This is a genomic window from Actinacidiphila sp. bgisy160, from assembly GCF_057707815.1.
Genome location: NZ_JBYIQW010000060.1, coordinates 15,539 through 36,658, shown reverse-complemented (window position 1 = coordinate 36,658; position 21,120 = coordinate 15,539). Strand labels below are relative to the sequence as shown.

Sequence of the window (21,120 nt, the reverse complement as noted above, 5' to 3'; positions counted from 1 at the left end):
CGGGCGGATACGCTGGCGTTCATGAACGGCAGTTCGACGCCGGCGCCCGCCGCTCCCGCCTACCGCCGGCTGAGCGTCGAGCAGCGGCGCACCCAGCTGCTCGCCGCCGCGCTGGACCTCTTCGGGCACCGCAGGCCCGAGGACGTCTCGGTCGACGACGTGGCGGCGGCCGCCGGGGTGTCCCGCCCCCTGGTCTACCGCTACTTCCCCGGCGGGAAGCAGCAGCTGTACGAGGCCGCCATGCGGGGCGCCGCCGAGGAACTGCGGACCTGCTTCGCGGAGCCCGCGGAGGGCGGGATGACCCAGCGCCTGTCCAACGCGCTGGACCGCTACCTCGCCTACGTGGACGAGCACGACGCGGCGTACTCGGCACTGCTGCGCGGCGGCAGCGTTGCCGAGACCAGCCGGACCGACGCCATCGTCGACGGGGTCCGGCGTGGCGCGGCCGAGCAGATCCTGATGCACCTGGGCGCACCGCGCCCCGGACCACGGCTGGCGATGATGGTCCGCTCCTGGATCGCGAGCGTCGAGGCGGTCTCGCTGACCTGGCTGGACGAGGGCAAGCAGCCGCCCGCCCAGGAGCTGCGGCGGTGGCTGGTGGACCACTTCGTCGCACTGCTGCTGGTCACTTCCACCACCGACCAGGAGACCGCCGGGGTCGCGCTGGCCGCGCTGGAGCGGGAGTCCGCCGGCAGCCCCGCCGGGGACCTGGCCCGCCGGGTGGCCCCGCTGGCCCAGGCAGTCGCACATCTGCTCCCACCTGCCGTTTCCTGAACGTGACCCGCTCCGCAGGGCCTACTCTGAGCCCGTGAGGCATGAGGACACGGAATTCGTCGGAGGGCCGCTGGACGGCCGCGTGCTGGGGGTGCTGACCGGCATCACCGGGCAGCCTCCGAAGGTGTACGAAGTGCCGGTTCCGCAAGAGGACGGCGCACCCCCTGTTGTGCACATCTATCATCGCGAGCCCAGTCCCGGTCCGCGCGCGCAGCGCCGTACGCGCTGGGTCTTCGTCTACGACCCCGAGGGGAACCGCCCGGGGAAGCCGCGCTGGCCCTGGTCGAAGCCGCGGGCGTGAGCCGCCGGGCGGTCGCGCGCGGGCGGACCGCCGCCGGACGTGATCGGGTGACGAGCCCGCGGGACTTGGCCCGGACGATTGACGGGATTGGCCCGGACCTGTTGCCGCGGATTGTCGCGCTCACTTCTTCCCGCCCCCCAAGGAGCGGCCCTACGGCCCGGGCCCGAACGGCGCCCAGGACCCGCGGGCCGGCGCGCACCTCCCCGGTGATCCACGCACTGCGCAAGGATCTGACGCTCCTTCACGTCCAGGACACAACTCCGGGCGATCATGGGACTGGACGAGCAGTACCACCGGATGGGCGGCGCCGACCTCCACATCGCCATGACCGACATGCCGCTCACCGGCTTCCCGGTCGCGGGCCACACCTCCCGGGCGTTCCCGCCGCCGTCCCGTCGCAGGTGGCCATCGGCCCTCCCGCGAGCAGCAACGCGGGCAACGGCTGGACCACCCCGGCCGAGGTGAACAAGGCGCTCGACTGCCTTACCAGGAAGGTCAACTGCGGCGGCTACGCCACCCACGGCACCTCACCCGCGCTGCACGGCCTGATGACCTGGTCGGTGAACCGGGACAAGTGGCGCTGCGGAATTCCACCGGAACTTCGGCGCCGTTTCGGATGACACCGGACGAACGGGTGGCTGCGCGGCCCGCGGAGCCACCCGTTCCGGCCGGTCCCTCTGTCGCAGCCGACCCGATCATGTAAGGATCTACCCGCAGGTATCGGCCGGACAGGCGGAGGTGACGGTATGTCAGCAGCACACCGACCGATGGAGTGGGTGCGCAGGGCACTCGTCTGCGGGACGCTGCTGGCCGCCGCGGCGCTGGGCATCCCCGCCCAGGCCCACGCCGCGCCCGACGACCCGGTGCCGGACGACCGGACGCTCGTGGTGCTGCTCGAGCAGCTGCAGGACCTCTACCTCAAGGCCGAGCAGGCCACCGAGACCTACGACCAGGCCAAGGCCGAGTTCGAGGAGAACCAGAGCAAGGCCGACCGCCTCGACCGGCAGCTCGCCGAGGAGCGCACCGCGCTCAGCGACGCCCGCGCCCTGGCCGGGCAGCTGGCCCGGGAACAGTACAAGTCCGGCGGCGTCTCCCCGTACCTCAACCTGCTGCTCAGCGACAACCCGCAGGACGCCTTCACCCAGGGACACATGCTCGACCGCGCCGCGGGCAGCCAGGCCGAGCTGGTCGCCCAGCTGGAGAACGGCGAGAAGCGGATCGCCGCGCTCAACCGGGCCCAGCAGCACGCGCTGGACGGCTCGGAGCAGCTGGAGAAGAAGCAGCGCGAGGCCAAGGAGGAGATCGAGCGGCAGCTGGCCGACGTCGAGCGGATCCTCGCCGGCCTGACCGGTGCCCAGATCGAGGACCTCCAGCGGATGGAGCAGCAGGGCATCGACCAGGCGCAGGCGGCCTTCCTGCGCTCCGGCCGGCTCGGCAGCGTGGCGCTCGCGCCCTCGAAGGCCGGCAACAGGGCGCTGAGCTTCGCCTACGCGCAGCTCGGCAAACCCTACGTCTGGGGGGCCGAGGGCCCGAAGGCGTACGACTGCTCGGGCCTGACCTCACGGGCCTGGGAGCACGCGGGCACCACCATCCCGCGCACCAGCCAGGAGCAGTGGAAGCAGCTGCCGCACGTCCCGCTGAACCTGCTGCGCCCCGGCGACCTGGTGGTCTATTTCCCCGGCGCCACGCACGTGGCGATGTACATCGGCAACGGCATGGTCATCCAGGCCCCGCGCCCCGGCGGCGTCGTCAAGATCTCCCCGATCGCCGCCAACCCGGTCCTGGGCGCCGTCCGGCCGGACTCCGGCGACCCGTCGATGAAGCGCTACGTCTCCCCGGTCGCCCCCAAATCGGCCACCGACCCGACGCCGCTCGGCGGCACCTCGCGCTCCTGAGCCGCGGCGGCGCGCCGCGACGGCGGGCCCCGGTCCCGGTGTGACCGGCGCCTCATCGCCATCGGACAGACCTGTCTGTTAGTTTTGCCGCGAGGGGCCCGCCGGGCCCCGGCGAGGATCACGGTGAGCACCATGGCCACGACGGCGAAGCGTCCCCCGGCGCGCGAGCGCATACTGACCACGGCCGAGGCGCTGTTCGCCGCGCACGGCCTGCGCGGCGTGGGGGTCGACCGGATCATCGCCGAGTCGGGCGTGGCCAAGTCCACCCTCTACGTGCACTTCCCCTCCAAGGACGAGCTGGCCGCCGCGTACCTGCGCAGGGTCGACGACTCCTGGCGGGGCAAGCTGCGGGCCGCCGCGCTGGCGGCCGGGGACGACCCCCGCGCGCAGCTGGTGGGCCTGTTCGACGCGGTGGCGGCCTCGTACGAGCGCCACGGCTTCCACGGCTGCCCGTTCATCAACGCCGCCGCGGAGAGCGAGCCGGGCAGTCTGCCGCACGAGGTGACCGCGGCGCACAAGCGGGCCGTCCGGGCATGGGTGCGCGGGCTGGCCGAGGCGGCCGGCGCCGCGGACCCCGACGAACTGGCACTGCAGCTGACCCTGCTCATCGACGGCACCCTGGCCGCGGGCAAGCTCGAGCAGAACCCGGCGATGCCGGCCGCCGCCAAGGCCGCGGCGCGGGCCGCGGTCGACCGGGCCTGCCCGCCCGCCGCCTGATCCCGGCCCCACCCTCGTCCGCACCGTCGACGAGGGCTTCCTCCGACCCGAATCAAACAGACCTGTCTGTTCGAAAGGACATCCGATGACCTCCTCCCGTCCCCCGGTGGACGCCACCATGCGCGCGGTCCTGCTGGAAGAGTTCGGCAGCCCCCTCGTCCTGGGCGCGATCCGCACCCCCGCGCCCGGTCCCGGCCAGGTGCTCGTCCGGATCGCGGCCTCCGGGGTGAACCCTCTGGACACCAAGATCAGCGCCGGGAAGGCCGCCCACGCGCGCACCCGGCCGCCCGCCGTGCTCGGCCTGGACCTGGCCGGCGTGGTCGAGGAGGTCGGTGCGGACGTCACCGGCTTCGCCCCCGGGGACGAGGTCTTCGGCATGACCGGCGGGGTCGGCGACCTGCAGGGCTCCCTCGCCGAGTACGCGGCCGTGGACGCCCGGCTGCTGGCCCGCAAGCCCGCCGCACTGACGATGCGTCAGGCTGCGGCGCTCCCGCTGGTCTTCATCACCGCCTGGGAGGGTCTGGTGGACCGGGCGGGTGTGCACGAGGGACAGAAGGTGCTCGTCCACGGCGGCGCCGGCGGCATCGGTCACGTGGCCGTGCAGCTCGCCAGGGCCCGGGGCGCGGAGGTCTTCGCCACCGGTTCGCCGCGGAACCTGGAGACCATCGCCGCCCTCGGCGCGACCCCGATCGACCGCACCGCCACCCCGGTCGACACCTACGTCGCCGAGCACACCGGTGGCGAGGGCTTCGACATCGTCTTCGACACCGTCGGCGGGGAGACGCTCGACGCCTCCTTCACCGCGGTGCGCACCTACACCGGCCATGTGGTCAGCGCCCTGGGCTGGGGCAGCCACAGCCTCGCGCCGCTGTCCTTCCGCGGGGCCAGCTACTCCGGGGTGTTCACGCTGCTGCCGATGCTCACCGGCCGCGGGCGCGAGCACCACGGCGAGATCCTGCGCGAGGCCGCCGCCCTCGCCGAGGCCGGGGCACTGCGGCCGCTTCTCGACCCGCGGCGCTTCACCCTGGCCACGGCCGCCGAGGCGCACGGTGTGGTCGAGCGCGGCGAGGGCCAGGGCAAGGTCGTCGTGGACGTCGCCGGGTGACGCCTCCCGGCGGTCAGCGGCGGTAGCAGTACGAGTCCGAGGAGGCGTCGCCGCCCTCCAGGCGCGTCTGGTGCACCCGCAGCCCCCGGAAGTCGGGGCCGTGCGGGAAGAAGCCGCCGTCGACGCGGAGCCCGCCGCTGGAGGTGTCGGCGTCGAGCTTGATCATCCACGGGTCGATGCCCTCGGGATAGAACTGCTCGTCCCAGGCGGCGTACAGGGAGTTCGTCACGTACACGCGTCGTCCGTCCCGGCTGAGCTCGACCATCTGCGATCCGCCGGTCAGCGGGACGTCGGGCTCCGCGGGATGCGTCCGCCGGCCGGCGATGCCGCCCAGTCGCACGGACGCGGTCAGCCTCGGCCGGCGCGGGTCGCCCACGTCGTACTGCAGCAGGTCGCCGGTACCCCACGCCGACACGTACAGCCACCGGTCGTCCACCGACAGGTCGATGTCGGTGATCAGCGGGGGCACGGCGCCGAACGGCCGCAGCGCCGGGGGCAGGTCCTCCGCCGGGGCGGGCTCGGCGGGGACGGTGATCACCTTGCGGACCGTGAAGTCCCCGTCCTCGCGGGTCCACAGCCACACCGACGCCGACAGGTCCTCGACGTCGACGACGGTGTTCACGAATCCCCAGGTCGCCTCGGGGTCGTGGGAGGGGCGTAGTTCCAGCACCATCTGGTTCTCGTCCCCCAGGTCGACGCGCTGCAGGTGCCGGCCGGCGTCCAGGTCCCAGAAGTGCACCGCGTGCCCGTAGCGGCGGTCCAGCAGCAGTTCGGGCACCAGCCCGTCCTCGATCATCGAGGGGCTGCCCCACTCGCTGGTCACGGCGATGTTCTGGCGCAGGTGCCACCAGACGTCGTAGGCGAGCCGCTGCGGTCCGCGCTCGCTCTCCCAGGCACGCAGCACGTCGAAGGTCTCGTGGTCCAGCAGCGCCACACCGCCCGGCCCGTCCGCGCCGTCCGCGCCGCCCAGGCAGGACAGGAACACCCCGTCGGGGCCGCAGTGGAGGGTGTGCGGCCGCGAGTACCCGGCCCTGGCGGCCAGTTCCCCCGCCTCGACCACCTTGACCAGGCGCGGGCGGACGGGATCGGGGCCGGTGTCCAGGACGTGCAGCCGGGAGGAGCGCAGCCCCGGGACGATGAGGTAGCGCCGCGCGGCATGGCTGTGGCCGGCGTGGGCCAGCGCGCTGGAGCAGGCGTTCCAGCCGAAGTGGTGCAGTTCGTTGCCCCGGCCGGGCAGCTCGACGTGGGCGGCGACCTGGCCGTACACCGGGGACTTGGGGTCGGTGACGACGGTGAACAGCGCGTCCGGGCGCTGTCCGGCCGGGTCGAAGCCGACGACGTAGGCGAGCTTCTCCGGGGGCGCGGCGATGGCGTCCGCCGGTGTGCGGTACAAGGTGGGGTCCAGATGGCCGTCGCGGTCGTGCTCGGTCGTCGTCATGGCTGTTCCCTCTCCCGTACGGGGCCCTGACCAGGGGCCTTGCGACGGGCAGCCTGGCTCGGCCGTACGGGATCTGTGTGCGGACGCCGGACGGATGTCCCGTATGACGAGCGTTTCACAGCCCCGGGGACCTGCCAAGGCGGGCCCGCGAGCGCCCGCTGGGCCCGCCCCACGCCGGGCCCGGTTGCCGGTACGCGGGCGGCGCCGGACCGGACACCGGGGCCGGCAGTAGGTTGCCGCCTCGTGACTCACGACGACGCCACCGTCGTGTCCCCACCCGTGCGGCCGGCCAAGGGCGAGCCGGTCCTCGTCCCCGAGGCGACGACCGTCGTCGTCGTGGCCGCGCTGGGGGCCTGCTGTGCATCGCCGTGGTGCTGGGACTCGCCTCGATGCAGCGGACACGCCTGGGCCGCTGAGACCGGCGGGCCGTCCGGCGCCGGCGGTGTGCGCCGCCGGCGCCCGGGCCGTCAGGCTCCGGCGGCCGAGGCCAGGTAGGCGGAGGTCGCCGCCGGGTCGTAGAAGTACGACTCGTAGTCCGACGGGTCGTCGAAGCCGTTGGCGAAGCGGTTCGCCACGGCCGGCAGCTGCCCGGCGGCGCCGATCAGGCCCAGGACATGCTCCGGCGGCGGGCCGAGCAGGGCGTTGGTCCACTTGGTGACCGGCTCGGCGGTGGTCCAGAAGCGGGCGAAGGCGGACTCCATCCAGTCCCGGTCGAAGGGCTTGTCGCCCTGCTCGACGATGGCGTCGAGGTAGGCGGCCGCGCACTTGGAGGCGCTGTTGGAGCCCTGGCCGGTGATCGGGTCGTTGGCCACGACGACGTCGGCCACGCCCAGCACCAGCCCGCCGGAGGGCAGTTCCGCCACGGGATGCCGGACCACCGGCGCGAACCGCCCGGCCAGGGTGCCACCGGCGTCCGTGAGCTCGACGTCACGCGCGCGGTCGTACTCCCAAGGGAGATGACGCTCCATCAGTTCCAGAGTGACGCGCAGGTGTTCCCGCGGGTCCTTGACGCCGTCGAAGACGTCGAGCGGACCGCCGGGCAGCCCCTCCCAGAACAGGATGTCGCAGGGGCCGGAGGTGGTGAGGGCCGGGATCACGATCAGTTCGCCGGCTCCGGGCACCATGTTGAGCCGCACCGCGTGGAAGTCGGGGTGCTCCGGGCGCGGGGCGAGGCCGTGCACATAGGCGACGGCCAGCGAACGCTGCGGGCTCTCGTACGGGGAACGCTCCGCGTCCCGGCCGAACATGGAGACCAGCTCGCCCTTGCCCGCCGCGACCATCACCAGGTCGTAGGCCCGGGAGAAGTAGTCCAGGTCGCCGACGGTCACGCCGTGGACGACCAGCTTGCCGCCGCGCTCGACGAAGGTCTCCAGCCAGCCGGCCATCTTCACCCGCTGGTCGACGGACTGCGCGTACGCGTCGAGCCGTCCCACCCAGTCGATGGGGCGTGATCCGTCGGGGGCGGCGACCGAGACGCCCAGCCCCTCGATCCGGGGGGTCTGCTCCTCCCAGAAGTTCAGGCCGAGCTCGCGCTCGTGCCGCAGCGCCGTGCCGAACATGCACTGGGTGGACATGACACGCCCCTGGCGTATCTCGTCCGCCGTGCGGTTGGACATGACGGTGACTTCGTATCCCCGGGACTGCAGCCCCAGGGCCAGCTGGAGCCCGGACTGGCCGGCTCCCACGATCAGTATCTTGCGCAAGGCGGCATGCTCTCTCGTACGGTGCGGCTTGGGTGCGTCCGGTGGGCGTCCCCACGACTCCCCCGGAAGACTGCTACTCCGGCTGGGCGACGAGGGCCTGCTTGACCAGGGCCAGCAGCACCTGGATCACCGACTGGCGGTCGCGGGCGTCGCATATCACCACCGGGATCTCGTCCGGCACGGCGAGCGCCTCGCGGACGTCGATCTCGTCGTAGGCGGTGGTGCCCTCGAAGTGGTTGACCGCCACGGCGTAGGGCAGGCCGCTGCTCTCGAAGTAGTCCAGCGCCGGGAAGGCGTCGGCCAGCCGGCGGGTGTCGGCGAGGACGACCGCGCCGATCGCCCCGCGCACCAGGTCGTCCCACATGAACCAGAAGCGCTGCTGGCCGGGGGTCCCGAACAGGTAGAGCACCAGCTCCCGGTCGAGCGTGATCCGGCCGAAGTCCATCGCCACCGTGGTGGTGGTCTTGTCCGGGGTGGAACCGAGGTCGTCGATGTCCTCACTGGCCCGTGTCATCACCGCCTCGGTGGTGAGCGGGGTGATCTCCGAGACCGCGCCGACGAAGGTGGTCTTGCCGACGCCGAAGCCGCCCGCCACCACGATCTTGGTCGAGGTGGGGGCACGGCTCACGTCCAGCTGCCACTCCTGCAGGCCGTCTTCTTCCGCGAGGGACGGCATGTCAGAGCCTGCGAAGTCCACCGAGCACCCTTTCCAGCAGCGCGCGATCCGGGGCCCCGGGCCCGTGCCCGGTCCCGTACACGCGGATCCTTCCCTGATCGGCCAGGTCGCTGAGCAGCACCCGGACGACACCGAGCGGCATGCGCAGCAGCGCCGAGATCTCCGCCACCGAACGCATCCGCCGGCACAGCTCCACGATGGCCCGCATCTCCGGCATGACGCGCTCGGCCCAGCTGCCCGAGGTCAGCTCCCGGCGCTCGGTGGAGCCGTCGATCGTCGCGACGAAGGTCTCCACCAGCAGCACGTGGCCGAAGGACGTACGGCCGCCGGTCAGCGCGTACGGCCGCACCCGGGCGGCCCTGCGCCCGGCGCCCCGTACCGGGAGCGCGGCGGCGGTCTGGGCCGCGGCGATCAGCGGACGGCGCATCAGCGGCCCCCCTCGATCGCGTGACGCAGCTCCGTACGGAGCGCGGGGGTGAGCGCATGCCCGGCCCGGCCCACGAACAGGGCCATGTGGTAGGCCACCACACTCATGTCGCACTCGGCGTCCGCGCTGACGCCGAGCAGCGAACCGTCCCCGATCGTCATGACGAACACACTGCCGTTCTCCATCGAGACCGCCGTCTGGCGCACGCCGCCGCCGTCCATCAGGCGCGCGGCGCCGTCGGTCAGCGAGGCGATGCCGGAGACCACCGTGGCCAGGTCGGCGGAGGTGCCCGCCGGGCCCTTGGGCCGTTCGGCCGCGCCGTCCGCCGCGTCCTCGTCCGCCGCGCCGGCCTCGTCCTCGGGCTCCGAGGTCAGCAGCAGCAGTCCGTCCGAGGACACGACGGCCACGGAGCGGACCCCGGGCACGTCCTCCACGAAATTGCTCAGCAGCCACTGGAGGCTACGTGCCTCGTGGCTCAGGCCCCGTTCACTCTGGGTGTCCGTACCGGCCGACATCAACCGCGTGCCTCCTCGACGCCTTCGGCTTCGACTTGTTGGTGTCCCCCCGAACTGCCTGCCGTCGCGGCCGCGTCCGCGGCCGTCCTCGGGGCGGGCAGGCCGCGCCGGATCTCCCGCGTCTCGGCCTCGGCCTCCGCCCGGCCGTCGCGCAGGCCCCGGGCGAAGCCGCCGAGCTTGCGCCGCAGCTCCTCCGGGTCGACGCCGCCGCCCTGCCGGGCCCGTCCGCGGACCTGCGGTTCACCCGAGAGCCCCGTGGACCGTGGCACCCGCTGCGGAAGCCCCTTGGCGGTGAGCCCCGCGCCCTCCGGCACCCGCGCGGAGTCCGGTGCGGGCGCCGCGGGCGAAGTCGCGGGCGCCTCGGCCGGTGCCGGCGCGGCTTCCGGTGCGGGGGCGGGCTGGTCGGCGCGGGCGTGCTCGACGGCGTGGCCCCCGGGCCCGGTTGTGTCGCCCGGCCCGGGCGCCGGCTCCCACACGGGCTCCACGGCCGCCGGTGCCGTCCGCTCCGGCTCCCCGGCCCGCTCCTCGCGCGCACGCCGCTGCGCCTCGCGCGGCCGCCACGGCTCGCCCGCGACGGCCGCCTCCACCGGGGTCTGCGGGCCTTCCGGGTCCTGCGCGGGAGCGGTGAGCGCCGCGGGGACGACCACCACGGCGGTGGTGCCGCCGCGCTTGGCGTCGCGGAGCTGGACGCGGATGCCGTGCCGGGCGGCGAGCCGGGCGACGACGTGGACGCCGATGCCGGTGGCCTCCGCACCGGAGGCGTGCTCCGCGGGATCCGCCTCGGTCAGCAGCGCGTTGAGCTCGTCCAGCCGGGCCGTGGGGATGCCGATGCCCTGGTCCTCGACCGACAGCATCAGCTCGCCGCTCTCCAGCGTCCAGCCGGACAGCTCCACCTCGGTCTCCGGCGGGGAGAACGCGGCCGCGTTCTCCAGGAGCTCGGCGATCAGGTGGCTGAGGTCGTCGCAGGCGAAGCCGGCGATGCGTCCCGCGGGCAACTGCTGGATGCGGACCCGCTCGTACTTGTCGATCTCGGAGACCGCGGCGCGCGCCACGTCGACCAGCGGGACGGGCTTGGGGTGTGCGTGGCCGTGCTCGGCGCCGGCGAGCAGCAGCAGGTTCTCGCTGTTGCGGCGCATCCGGGTGGCCAGGTGGTCCAGCCTGAACAGCTGGGCGAGCTCGTCCGGGTCGTGGACGAGTTCCTCCAGTCGCTCGATCAGCGTGAGCTGGCGCTCGACCAGACCGAGGGTGCGCATCGTCAGGCTGACGTAGGTGCCGTGCACGTCGCCCCGCAGGGTGCCCAGGCGCGCGGTGAGTGCCTCCTGCCGGCCGTGCAGCGCGTCGCGTTCCGCGGCGAGGGCGTCCCGTACGCCCTGGAGCCTGGTGTGCTCCGCGTCCTGATCGGCGACGCGCCCGCGCAGCCCGGCGACCTCGGCGCGGAGCGCGTTGACGGCCCGGGCCGTCGCCGCGAACTCGTCGGAGCCGACGACTCTGACCTGTTCCCCGGCGGGGACGTCCCCACGGGCGAAGCGGCCCAGCGCGGCGGCCGGCCGGGTGATCGAGCGGGCCGTGGAGACGCCGACACCGAGAACGAGCAGGAAGCACACCGAGGCGAGGGCGACGTGGAGTTCGAGGGCCGTCACGTCGTCGTCGCGCAGCGCGGCGAGCCGGTCGGCGGCGGCGGCCGCGAGCGAGGACTCGACGCCGCGCATCATGTCGACCCGCGCCGAGAGCGCCGCCTGGACCGCTCCCGGCTTCAGCGCGTGGTCGGCGGCGGACAGCGAGGAGCCGTTCAGCAGTTGCTTCAGGCGCTTGTCGGCCAGGTTGACGTCGGAGCCGGTGACCGTCTGGTCGTACTGCTCGACCGCGGCCCGCGAGGCACCGCCGCGGAAGCCGGCGAGCGCGGACCGCTCGCTGACGGCGGCGGTCTGCGCGGCGCCGACCAGGTCGGACTGCTCGCCGCCCGCGGTGAGCGCGCCGACCAGCAGGCCGCGCTGGACGGAAGCCTGGTCGACGGCGCGGGCGAGGTCGGGCAGCGCGGTGGTGTCGGCGGAGGCACCGCGGGCGGGCAGCGAGCGGGCGACGGCGGAGCCGACCCCGTTCAGCGCCCGGATCACCGGGTCGTAGGCCGCGACGACCGCCTCGGCGGAGCCGGGGCCGGGGCCGGAGAGCACCTTCCGCCGGACGGCGGGCAGTTCCCGAAGCTGCCGGACGACCTCGGCGGTCGCGTCGGCGAAGGCCGGGGCGTCGTCGGTGTCGGCGTCGGCCGCCGCCGCCAGCACCTCCTCGGTCTGGCGGTCGACCCGCTGCCGCTGGGTCCCGGAGACACCCGTGCCGCCCTCGGCGGAACGGCCGCCGGCCACGTGGACGGCCATGCCGTCGCGTTCGTCTGCCAGGGCGTGGGACAACGAGACCGCCTGGGCCTCCAGCCGTGCCATGCCCACCAGCCGCTGGGACTCGGCCAGATCGCGCACGCCGGTGGCCACGCCCGGAGCGGACGCGGCCAGGACCGTGACGGCGCAGATCAGCAGGGCGCCCAGCAGTCTCTGCCGTACGCGCTTGGTCCGCGGGTTACGTCGTGTTCGCACCGGTGCTCGCTATCCCGTCTCGCCTGTCAACTGGTCTCGAGATGACGACACATCGGCCGAGCGCCGAGCGCCGAGCACGGCAACGTCTGGCCTCATCCCGGCATCGTCCCGACCTTCTCAGGCCGGCCCGGAATGCGGATGTGCGTCCCCCGCCCCGACACTCGAACGAGTGAATCGCACCGACAAGTTGACGTTCAACTCCCCGACTGGATCGTTACGCGTGCGTCTGCCGGTCGGCCGGATCCGGAACTGGCATCGGAGCCGCCGCCCTGGCAGGATGCGCACCTTCACTCACCGGTAACCCCCGGTGACCACCCCCGGGGTTCGAACAGCTCCCCCGGGCGGTTGCTGGAGACTGGCCGCATGCGCATCGAGACGGCGACCGAGCCCGGCAGCCCCGGACGCCCCAACGAGGACTTCGTCGCGGTGGCCATGCCCGCGTCAGGCGGCGGCGGTTCACTGGTCCTGCTGGACGGCGTGACCCCTCCCGACGGCCTCACCGGATGCCGTCACGACGTCCCCTGGTACGTCGCCCACCTGGGCGGATCCATGATCGAACTGTCCGTTTCGCCCGCGGCCCCGAGCCTGGCGGAGTGTCTCGCGGAATCCCTCCGGCGCACTGCCGACGCGCACCGCGACACCTGTGACCTTTATCACCGTCGCACCCCGCAGGCGACCGTGGTGGCGGTCCGCTGGAATGCGGACACCCTGGAGCATCTGGTGCTATCCGACTCGGTGTTGCTCATCGAGGACACCGTAGGTCACGTCGGTGCCGTGCTCGACGACCGGCTGCGCCGGCTGCCCGGTCCGGTGCCCGCGCTGCGCGCCGCGGTGCGTGCCCTGCCGCGCGGCACCGCCGCCCGCGCCGCGGCGGCGGCGGAGTACGGGCGGGCGGTGGAGGCCCTGCGCAACGTCGAGGGCGGCTTCTTCACCGCGGCGGCGGACCCCGCGGTCGCGGCACGCGCCGTCACCGGCACCCGGCCGCGCTCGCAGGTCCGCGCGGTCGCGGCCCTGACGGACGGCGCCGCCCGGCTGGTCGAGGTCTTCCACGAGCAGGACTGGCGGGGCACGTTCACGCTGCTGCGCAAGGCCGGCCCCGAGGAGCTCCTGCGGCGCGTGCGCGCCGCGGAGCACGCGGACCCGGAAGGCATCCACTTCCCGCGCGGCAAGGCACGCGACGACGCGACCGCGGTGTTCGCCCGGTGGTGACGGCGGCATGGCGTACGCCGGGCGCAGGACCACACGGGTCGGGGACCCCACGGGTCGGGCGCTACGCGCTCTCCTGCTCCTGCGAGGCGTTCAGCTGGCCCAGCAGCCGGGCCAGTTCCCGCAGTTCGTCCCGGTCCCAGCCGCTGAGGCGGTTGACGTAGCGCGCCCGGCGGGCCTGGCGGACGCGTGAGAAGCGCTCGGCGCCCTCCGTGGTGAGCTGCACCAGGAAGGCCCGGCCGTCGGCGGGGTCGGGCTCGCGCCGGATGAGCCCGAGCACCTCCAGGGCGCGCAGTTGACGGCTCATCGTGGCCTTGCCGACGCCGAAGTAGCCGGCGAGCACGGTGGCCCGCTCGGGGCCGGTCTCGGCGAGCCTGGCGAGAATCCCGTACGCCGCGGGCTCCAGGTCCGGGTGGACCTCGCGGGCCATCTCGCCGGAGGAGGCGCGGGCACGCCGCAACAGGACGGTGAGCTCGCGTTCGAGCGCCTCCATCACGGGGTCCGCCTCCCTGGGGGAGCCGGCGGTTCCGGCCACCTGGTCACCCGCCTTCCGTCGTGAGAACTACTCGTCTCCGGCCGCCGTACGCGCAGCGTCCCCAGTATTTCGCAGGCGTGCACCAACGGCGTGACCAGGGGCCCTTCCGCGTCCGGTGTCCCGGCGACCGGCCCGCGCCCGCCGCGGGCCGCACGCACGGGAGCGGCCCCTCCTCAGGCCGTGGGAGGGGCCGCTGTCCATTCACCCGGTCAGGGGCCTCGGCTCAGGCCGCGACCGAGGCCTCCAGGCCGGAGTCCGCCTCGGTGACGGCGGGCACCAGGGCCAGCTTCAGCACGTGCCGGACGTCCGAGACCGCGTGGACCTCCAGCTTCTCCAGGACCTCGGCGGGGACGTCGTCCAGATCCGCCTCGTTCCTCTTGGGGATCACCACGGTGGTGATCCCGGCACGGTGCGCCGCCAGCAGCTTCTGCTTGACGCCACCGATCGGCAGCACACGCCCGGTCAGCGACACCTCGCCGGTCATCGCCACGTCGTCACGGACCCGGCGCCCCGACAGGAGCGAGGCCAGCGCCGTGGTCATGGTGATGCCCGCGCTCGGCCCGTCCTTGGGAACCGCGCCCGCCGGGACGTGCAGGTGGACGCCGCGCTCCTTCAGGTCACCGACCGGCAGCTCCAGTTCGGCGCCGTGCGAGCGCAGGAAGGAGAGCGCGATCTGCGCGGACTCCTTCATCACGTCGCCCAGCTGGCCGGTGAGCTGCAGTCCGCTGCCGCCGGTCTCCGGGTCGGCCAGCGACGCCTCGATGTAGAGGACGTCACCGCCCGCGCCGGTCACCGCCAGACCCGTGGACACGCCCGGCACCGCCGTGCGCCGCTCCTGCGGGTCCTGCGCGGACTCCGGCACGTGGTGCGGCCGCCCGATGAGCTCGCGCAGGTCCTCCGGGGTCACGGTGTACGGCAGCTCGCGCTCGCCGAGCTCGTGCTTGGCGGCGACCTTCCGCAGGATGCGGGCGATCGACCGCTCCAGGGTGCGCACCCCCGCCTCGCGGGTGTACTCCCCGGCCAGCCTGCGCAGGGCCGCGTCGTCGACCGTCACCTCGTCCTCGCCGAGCCCGGCCAGCTCGCGCTGGCGCGGCAGCAGGTGGTCACGGGCGATGACGACCTTCTCGTCCTCGGTGTAGCCGTCCAGCCGCACCAGCTCCATGCGGTCCAGCAGCGGCTCCGGGATGGCCTCCAGGACGTTGGCGGTGGCGAGGAACACCACGTCGCTCAGGTCCAGCTCGACCTCCAGGTAGTGGTCCCGGAAGGTGTGGTTCTGCGCCGGGTCCAGGACCTCCAGCAGGGCCGCGGCCGGGTCGCCGCGGTAGTCGGAGCCGACCTTGTCGATCTCGTCCAGCAGGACCACCGGGTTCATCGACCCGGCCTCCTTGATGGCGCGGACGACACGGCCGGGCAGCGCGCCCACGTAGGTGCGCCGGTGGCCGCGGATCTCCGCCTCGTCGCGGACGCCGCCGAGCGCGACGCGCACGAACTTGCGCCCCATGGCGCGGGCCACGGACTCGCCGAGCGAGGTCTTGCCGACGCCGGGCGGGCCCACCAGGGCCAGCACCGCGCCTCCGCGACGGCCGCCGACGACCCCGAGTCCGCGGTCGGTGCGGCGCTTGCGCACGGCCAGGTACTCGGTGATGCGTTCCTTCACGTCCTCCAGGCCCGCGTGGTCGGCGTCCAGCACCGCCCGCGCGCCGGGGATGTCGTAGGCGTCCTGGGTCGTGGTGTTCCACGGCAGCTCCAGGACGGTGTCCAGCCAGGTGCGGATCCAGCTGCCCTCGGGGGACGCGTCGCTGGACCGCTCCAGCTTCTCGACCTCCTTCAGGGCGGCCTCGCGCACCTTCTCGGGCAGGTCGGCGGCCTCGACGCGGGAACGGTAGTCGTCCGCCTCGTCCTCCGGGTCGCCGTTCAGCTCGGCCAGCTCCTTGCGGACGGCCTGCAGTTGCTGGCGGAGCAGGAACTCGCGCTGCTGCTTCTCCATGCCCTCCTGGACGTCCTTGCGGATGGTCTCGGCGACGTCCTGCTCGGCCAGGTGGTCGCGCAGCCACTGCGTGGCCAGCCGCAGCCGGGCGACCGGGTCCAGGGTCTCCAGCAGCTCGATGCGCTGCTTGGTGGTCAGGAAGCCGGAGTAGCCGGCGTTGTCGGCGAGCTGCGAGACGTCCTCGATCTGCTGGACGCGGTCCACGACCTGCCAGGCGCCCCGCTTGCGCAGCCAGCTGGTGGCCAGCGCCTTGTATTCCTTCATGAGCTCCGCGACGGTGCCGGGGGCCTCGGCCGGTGCGGGCTCGGAGAGCTCGGTGCCCTCCACCCACAGGGCGCCGCCGGGGCCCGTCGTGCCTGCGCCGATGCGCACGCGGCTCACGGCACGGAGCACGGCACCGGGATCGCCGTCCGACAGGCGTCCCACCTGCTCGACGGTGCCCAGTGTGCCGACGCCCACGTAGTCCCCGTCGACCCGGGGAACGAGCAGGACCCGCGGCTTGTTGCCGAGACCGGGCCGACCGGACCGCTGTGCGGCCTGGGCGGCCTCGACCGCGGCCCGCGCCTCGGCGTCGGTCAGGTCCACCGGCACGACCATGCCGGGCAGGACCACCGCGTCGTCGAGGGGCAGCACGGGCAGGGTGAGCGGCGCGAACGCCGACGAAGACGATTGAGCCATTATCTCTCCCTAAGCAATGAAGTTGAGCTACACAGGCTCAATGCATCTGATGCCCTCGGTGTTCCCCAGGCCGCGTTCGCTCTGAGCGATCAGCCGCGGCGCGCACCGTGTCGACGGCGACACCGACGGCATCGGCGTCTGCGCGGCCCGCCCGTCGGCGCCCGGCGCGGGCGAACCGGGAGCACGTGTCCGGAGACCGGCTGTTCCGAGCCGGGCGGCAGCCACTGAGAGGGGCTGGCTTCGGGCCCGCGGGGTGGACTCCTCGCCTCGCCGGCCACGACCGTCGGCAGACGCGGCCTCCGGCCTCACCGGACACGCGCCCCCGAGAACCGCCGGCGGCAGCGGCGGCGATAGAGGGGTGTGAGACTCTTCCGGCCCATGAGCCACGAGCCCCCCGGGGACGACGCGCTCCTGCGCGCGATCGCCCGGGGCGACGCCCAGGCCCTCGCGGATCTGTATGACCGCCATTCCGGATGGCTGCACGCCCGGCTCACGCGGCGCTGCTCCGACCCCGAGACCGTCCGTGAGGTGCTGCAGGACACCTTCGTCACGGCCTGGCGCTCCGCGCGGGGCCATCGCGGCGGAGCCGTGGGCGGCTGGTTGTGGGTGATCGCCGTTCGGCGACTGGCGGACGCCCGCCGCGCCGCGGCGCGGGCCGGCACCCGCGACCTGCTGGCCGCCGAGGAACCGGGCACCACCCCCTCCGCCGAGGAGCACGTCCTGGCCGGGCTGGAGTACGGCGACGTGGGCGCCGCGCTCGACCGGATCTCCCCGGAGCTGCGGGCCGTGCTGCGGGCCACCGTGATCGACGGCCTCACCACCCGTGAGACCGCGCGCCTGCTCGGCATCCCCGAAGGCACCGTCAAGACCCGGGCCTCGCGAGCGCGCCGGGAACTGCGCGCCGCCCTCGCGGCCCTCGACCCCGCGGGAGGTACCGCATGATGACCCCGGCCCGGGGGCGCCCCCGGCGTTCCCCGTCGACCCCGCGCTCGGCCCCGCGCCGGAACCGCGGCGCCTGGCACGTACCCGAGGACACCGCCGCCGCCTACGCCGACGGCACCCTCGCCGACACCGCCGCCTGGTCGGTGGACAAGCACCTGGAGTCGTGCGCGGCCTGCTCCGCCCGGATCTCCGCGCTGGTCCGGGCGGGCGCGGGCGGAGCGGTCCTCGCCGAGGTCCGGGACGCCGTGCTCGCCGCGGCCGCGGGCACCTCGCCGCCGAGGGCGGAGCCGCGGACGGCCGCTGCCCGGCCCTGGCTCGCCGCGGTCCGCTCCGCGCGCACGCTGCGTCCCGCCTGGGTGGCGTCGGTGCTGCTGATGCTGGCGGCGGCCGTGGCGCTGACACGTTTCGGCTGGGCGCCGCAGGGACGCCCCTGGCTGCTGGTACTCACCCCGGCGCTGCCGCCGGTGGGCGTGGCCCTCGCGTACGGGCGGTACGGCGATCCGGCCCACGAGCTGGCCGCGTCGACGCCCTCCGGCGGGCTGCGGCTGCTGCTGACGCGCACCGGAGCCGTGCTGGCGGTGTGCGTGCCGCTGCTGACCGCCGCCGGAGGCGTCCTGGCGGGCACGGGCGCGGCGGTGGCGTGGCTGCTGCCGGGCCTCGTGCTCACCGGGGCCACGCTCGCGCTGGGCAGCTGGACAGGCTGCCACCGGGCCGCCGCCGTGGTGACCGGGGGCTGGCTGTGCGCGGTCGTCCTGTGCGGGCTCCCACCCGAGTCCGCCCCCCTGCTGCTCTCCCCCACCGCGCAGCCCGCCTGGGCCGCGGCCGGCGCCGCCTGCGCCCTTCTTCTGATCCTTCGCCGTACCTCTTTCGACCACCTGGAGCGCCCATGAGCACCGAGACGACCGTCTCCGTCGACGGTCTGACCGTGAGACACCGCAGGACCACCGCCCTGGAAGCCCTCGACCTGCGGTTCGGGCGCGGAGTCCACGGGCTTCTCGGCCCCAACGGCGCCGGGAAGACCTCGCTGATCCGGGTGCTGGCCACCGTGGCCGGGCACCAGTCGGGCCGCCTGGAACTGCTGGGCCACGATCCGGCGACCCAGCCCGGGCGCACCGCGATCCGGCGGCGCCTCGGCTACCTGCCGCAGGAGTTCGGCTACTACCCGGGCTTCACTGCGCGCGAGTTCGTGGCCTACGTGGCCTGGCTCAAGGAGATGCCCGCGACCGCGGTACCGGCGGCCGTCGAGCGGGCACTGGAGCGGGTCGGCCTCGGCGACCGTGCCGACGCGAAGCTCAGGACCCTGTCCGGCGGCATGGTGCGCCGGGTCGGCATCGCCCAGGCCATCGTCAACGACCCGTACCTGCTGCTGCTCGACGAGCCGACGGCCGGCCTCGACCCGGAGCAGCGGGTGGAGTTCCGCGCCCTGCTCAGGGAAGTGGGCGCCACCGCGACCGTCCTGGTCGCCACCCACCTCGTCGAGGACGTGGCCGCCGCCTGCACGGACGTGACGCTGCTCGCCGGCGGCCGGGTCGCCTTCCGCGGTACGGCGGCGGAACTGGCCGCGGCCGGGGACGACGACGGGGCCGGGGACAGCCCGATCGAGCGCGGCTACACGGCGGCGCTGCGCCGCCACCGCGCCGCGGCCGCCGGCGTCCGGGAGGCCGCCGTATGAGCACCACGGACACCCTGGTCTCCCCTCCGCAGGCACCTCCCGCCGCCGCGCCCCGTGCGCGGCGCGCCCCCCGCACCGAGCTGCTGCGCGGCTACGGGCCGTGGACGGGGGTCGCCGTGGCCGGCGGCGTCCTCGTCGCCGTACTGGCCAGGCGGTACTCGCTGGGGGACAGCTGGGCGGTGCTCCACGGCTCGCTGCGCGAGGCGGGCCTGCTCCTCGGCGGTCCGCTCGCCCTCGCCGCGGGCTGCTGGCAGGGCGGGCGCGAACGGCGGCGCGGCACCGGCGACCTGCTCGCCTCGGCCGCGCGGTCACCGCTGCGCAGGGCGCTGGTGGCGGCCCTGCCGTCGATGGTCTGGCCGGTGCTGGGCTATCTGACGGCAGCGGGCCTGTGTCTGGCGCTGGTCCTGCCGTACGCGTCCTACGGCCACCCCTCGTGGGACCGGCCGGCCGCCGACGCGGTGGCGCTGGCCGCCATGGGCGCGCTCGGTTTCGCGGCGGGGCGGGCCCTGCCCTGGCGGTTCACGGCACCGCTGCTCGCGGTCGCCGGGTATCTGCTGCTCGGCATCGGCGCCTACGGCGAGTCAGGCGCCACGGTGCTCAGCCCCGCGTACGCCGGTCCCCCCGGTGACGCCCCGGTCTGGTGGGCGGGCCCCGTCGCGGCGGTGTGGTGCGCCGGACCGGCCGCCGCCGCGCTGCTGGCCGGTCACGCCCGGCGGCGGGTGATCGCCGTTCTGCCGCTGGTCGTCGCCGTCGCGGCCGCGTCCGTCCTGTACCGCAGCGACGACGATCTGTGGCGTCCCGACCCCGCCGCTTCCGCGCTCGTCTGCGACCAGGGCACCCCGACGGTGTGCGTCCGCGCGGTGCACGGCTCGGCGCTGCCCGCGGTACGCGCGGTGGTGGACCGCATCGACGCCCGGCTGGACGGCGCCCCGGGAGCGCCCGTCCGGTACCGCGAGGGGGGATCGCCGGAGACGGCGCCGCCCGGGGAGGTCCGGTTCCAGCTGTACGGCGGCGTCTTCCGAGGCCGCCTCGGCGACGACGGCATGCTCTACCGGGACTTCGTGTACGCCGTCTCCTCCACGGCTCCGTGCGAGAGGAACCAGGTCGGTGCGCGCGCCCACGCCAATGAGTACGCCGCCCAGGAGTGGCTGCGCCTCGGGCGACCCCTCTCCCCCGCCGACGGGGCCGGGAACCGCCTCGCGCGCGCGGCGGCGGACCGGTTGCGCGCCATGACGCCCGACGACCGCCGCGCCTGGCTGGGCCGTTACCTGGCCGGCGTCCGGGCCTGCGACATCGGCGGGGTGCCGGCGCCGTGACCCCCACCGGACCCGTCGAGGAGGCCTCACGATGACCCCTTCCCTTCTGTCGCTCTATGTCCGCTCGCGCGGCCTGCCCGGCGCCGCCGCCGCGCTGGCCGTCCTCTTCGCCGCCTCCCGCTGGAGCGCGGACTGGCTGGTCGGCCGCCCGTTCTACGGCACCGGCGCGCGCGTCCCGGTGGTCGTCCTCGCCCCGGTCCTCACGGCGGCCGTCATCGGCGTCTCGCTCCACACCCACTCCCGGGAAGTGGACCGCGGTGCCCCGCTGCCCTGGTGGCGGTGGCGGGCCGTGCACCTGCTCGCCCTCACCGGGCCGGCGGTGCTCTGCCTGGGCGTCGCGGTCCCCGGGGACCCCGGCCACTTCGGCGCCCCGACGATGGTCCGGGGTGTCCTCGGCTTCACCGGGCTCGCGGCCGCGGGCGCCGCCGTCCTGGGTGCCCGGCTGAGCTGGCTGCCGCCGGTGCTCTACGGCGGCGCCGTCTATCTCGTGGCGCCCCGTACGCCGGGCGGAGCGGCCGCCGTGTGGGCCTGGTCGATGCAGCCGGGCGCGCAGTCCGCGGCATGGGTGACCGCCGTCGCCCTCTTCGTGGGCGGCGCGGCCCTGGTGGCCGTCCGGGGGCCGGCCCCGGAGGGCCGCGGGTAAATACT

At 74.5% G+C, this 21,120-nt stretch carries 19 protein-coding genes and 1 pseudogene; 12 read left to right on the top strand and 8 right to left on the bottom strand.

Features of this window, described 5'->3' with window-relative positions:
• Positions 1-21: 21 nt before the first annotated feature.
• From AC3EUJ_RS31565 to AC3EUJ_RS31540, 6 genes and pseudogenes are all read left to right on the top strand, one after another.
• Positions 22-774, top strand: a complete 753-nt coding sequence (locus tag AC3EUJ_RS31565; RefSeq protein ID WP_431967421.1) for a TetR/AcrR family transcriptional regulator — start codon at positions 22-24, stop codon at positions 772-774.
• A 34-nt stretch (positions 775-808) separates the two neighbouring features.
• Positions 809-1,075 carry a hypothetical protein gene (locus AC3EUJ_RS31560; protein WP_431967419.1) on the top strand — a complete coding sequence of 89 codons (267 nt, stop codon included), beginning with the start codon at positions 809-811 and terminating at the stop codon, positions 1,073-1,075.
• Between the two features lie 151 nt (positions 1,076-1,226).
• Positions 1,227-1,678, top strand: a pseudogene (locus tag AC3EUJ_RS31555) (chitinase); the annotation flags it as partial.
• 143 nt (positions 1,679-1,821) lie between these two features.
• Complete coding sequence (locus AC3EUJ_RS31550) at positions 1,822-2,970, top strand: C40 family peptidase (protein WP_431967417.1); 1,149 nt, start codon at positions 1,822-1,824, stop codon at positions 2,968-2,970.
• 132 nt (positions 2,971-3,102) lie between these two features.
• A complete protein-coding gene (locus AC3EUJ_RS31545; RefSeq protein ID WP_431967415.1) occupies positions 3,103-3,687 on the top strand; it encodes a TetR/AcrR family transcriptional regulator in 585 nt (194 codons plus the stop codon).
• 85 nt (positions 3,688-3,772) lie between these two features.
• A complete protein-coding gene (locus tag AC3EUJ_RS31540; protein ID WP_431967413.1) occupies positions 3,773-4,792 on the top strand; it encodes a zinc-dependent alcohol dehydrogenase family protein in 1,020 nt (339 codons plus the stop codon).
• Between the two features lie 13 nt (positions 4,793-4,805).
• Here the strand turns inward: AC3EUJ_RS31540 and AC3EUJ_RS31535 are convergent, their stop codons facing one another.
• The 6 genes from AC3EUJ_RS31535 to AC3EUJ_RS31510 all read right to left on the bottom strand — a co-directional run bounded on the left by AC3EUJ_RS31535 (position 4,806) and on the right by AC3EUJ_RS31510 (position 12,136).
• Entirely contained in the window at positions 4,806-6,230 is a 1,425-nt protein-coding gene (locus AC3EUJ_RS31535; RefSeq protein ID WP_431967411.1) for a selenium-binding protein SBP56-related protein, read from the bottom strand.
• A gap of 467 nt (positions 6,231-6,697) precedes the next feature.
• Positions 6,698-7,933, bottom strand: a complete 1,236-nt coding sequence (locus AC3EUJ_RS31530; RefSeq protein WP_431967409.1) for a styrene monooxygenase/indole monooxygenase family protein — start codon at positions 7,931-7,933, stop codon at positions 6,698-6,700.
• A gap of 73 nt (positions 7,934-8,006) precedes the next feature.
• Entirely contained in the window at positions 8,007-8,609 is a 603-nt protein-coding gene (locus tag AC3EUJ_RS31525; protein ID WP_431967407.1) for a GTP-binding protein, read from the bottom strand.
• Position 8,610: 1 nt separating this feature from the next.
• Entirely contained in the window at positions 8,611-9,036 is a 426-nt protein-coding gene (locus AC3EUJ_RS31520; RefSeq protein WP_431967405.1) for a DUF742 domain-containing protein, read from the bottom strand.
• On the bottom strand, positions 9,036-9,551 hold the full coding sequence (locus AC3EUJ_RS31515; RefSeq protein ID WP_431967403.1) for a roadblock/LC7 domain-containing protein: 516 nt from the start codon (positions 9,549-9,551) through the stop codon (positions 9,036-9,038). Before AC3EUJ_RS31515 ends, AC3EUJ_RS31520 begins: the two co-directional genes overlap by 1 nt.
• The gene (locus tag AC3EUJ_RS31510) at positions 9,551-12,136 is read right to left on the bottom strand and encodes a sensor histidine kinase (RefSeq protein ID WP_431967402.1); all 2,586 of its coding nucleotides are present in this window, start codon (positions 12,134-12,136) and stop codon (positions 9,551-9,553) included. The genes AC3EUJ_RS31515 and AC3EUJ_RS31510 overlap by 1 nt, the downstream gene beginning before the upstream one ends.
• Before the next feature lie 363 nt (positions 12,137-12,499).
• Here AC3EUJ_RS31510 and AC3EUJ_RS31505 point away from each other — a divergent pair, with 363 nt between their 5' ends.
• Positions 12,500-13,345: a hypothetical protein gene (locus AC3EUJ_RS31505; RefSeq protein WP_431967401.1), complete on the top strand. Its 846-nt coding sequence runs from the start codon at positions 12,500-12,502 to the stop codon at positions 13,343-13,345.
• A 61-nt stretch (positions 13,346-13,406) separates the two neighbouring features.
• Here AC3EUJ_RS31505 and AC3EUJ_RS31500 read toward each other — a convergent pair whose 3' ends face one another.
• Positions 13,407-13,835 (bottom strand): MarR family winged helix-turn-helix transcriptional regulator, encoded by a 429-nt coding sequence (locus AC3EUJ_RS31500; RefSeq protein WP_431967437.1) that lies wholly within the window; start codon positions 13,833-13,835, stop codon positions 13,407-13,409.
• 265 nt (positions 13,836-14,100) lie between these two features.
• On the bottom strand, positions 14,101-16,542 hold the full coding sequence (lon, locus tag AC3EUJ_RS31495; RefSeq protein WP_431967399.1) for an endopeptidase La: 2,442 nt from the start codon (positions 16,540-16,542) through the stop codon (positions 14,101-14,103).
• Positions 16,543-16,920: 378 nt separating this feature from the next.
• Between lon and AC3EUJ_RS31490 the strand changes: the two genes are divergently transcribed.
• The 5 genes from AC3EUJ_RS31490 to AC3EUJ_RS31470 are packed head-to-tail and all read left to right on the top strand — an operon-like array spanning position 16,921 to position 21,115.
• Positions 16,921-17,484, top strand: a complete 564-nt coding sequence (locus AC3EUJ_RS31490) for an RNA polymerase sigma factor (RefSeq protein ID WP_431967397.1) — start codon at positions 16,921-16,923, stop codon at positions 17,482-17,484.
• Positions 17,481-18,374 carry a zf-HC2 domain-containing protein gene (locus tag AC3EUJ_RS31485; protein ID WP_431967395.1) on the top strand — a complete coding sequence of 298 codons (894 nt, stop codon included), beginning with the start codon at positions 17,481-17,483 and terminating at the stop codon, positions 18,372-18,374. Before AC3EUJ_RS31490 ends, AC3EUJ_RS31485 begins: the two co-directional genes overlap by 4 nt.
• Positions 18,371-19,156 carry an ABC transporter ATP-binding protein gene (locus AC3EUJ_RS31480; RefSeq protein WP_431967393.1) on the top strand — a complete coding sequence of 262 codons (786 nt, stop codon included), beginning with the start codon at positions 18,371-18,373 and terminating at the stop codon, positions 19,154-19,156. Before AC3EUJ_RS31485 ends, AC3EUJ_RS31480 begins: the two co-directional genes overlap by 4 nt.
• Complete coding sequence (locus tag AC3EUJ_RS31475; protein ID WP_431967391.1) at positions 19,153-20,472, top strand: hypothetical protein; 1,320 nt, start codon at positions 19,153-19,155, stop codon at positions 20,470-20,472. The genes AC3EUJ_RS31480 and AC3EUJ_RS31475 overlap by 4 nt, the downstream gene beginning before the upstream one ends.
• Positions 20,473-20,503: 31 nt before the next feature.
• Entirely contained in the window at positions 20,504-21,115 is a 612-nt protein-coding gene (locus tag AC3EUJ_RS31470; protein WP_431967389.1) for a hypothetical protein, read from the top strand.
• Positions 21,116-21,120: the final 5 nt, after the last annotated feature.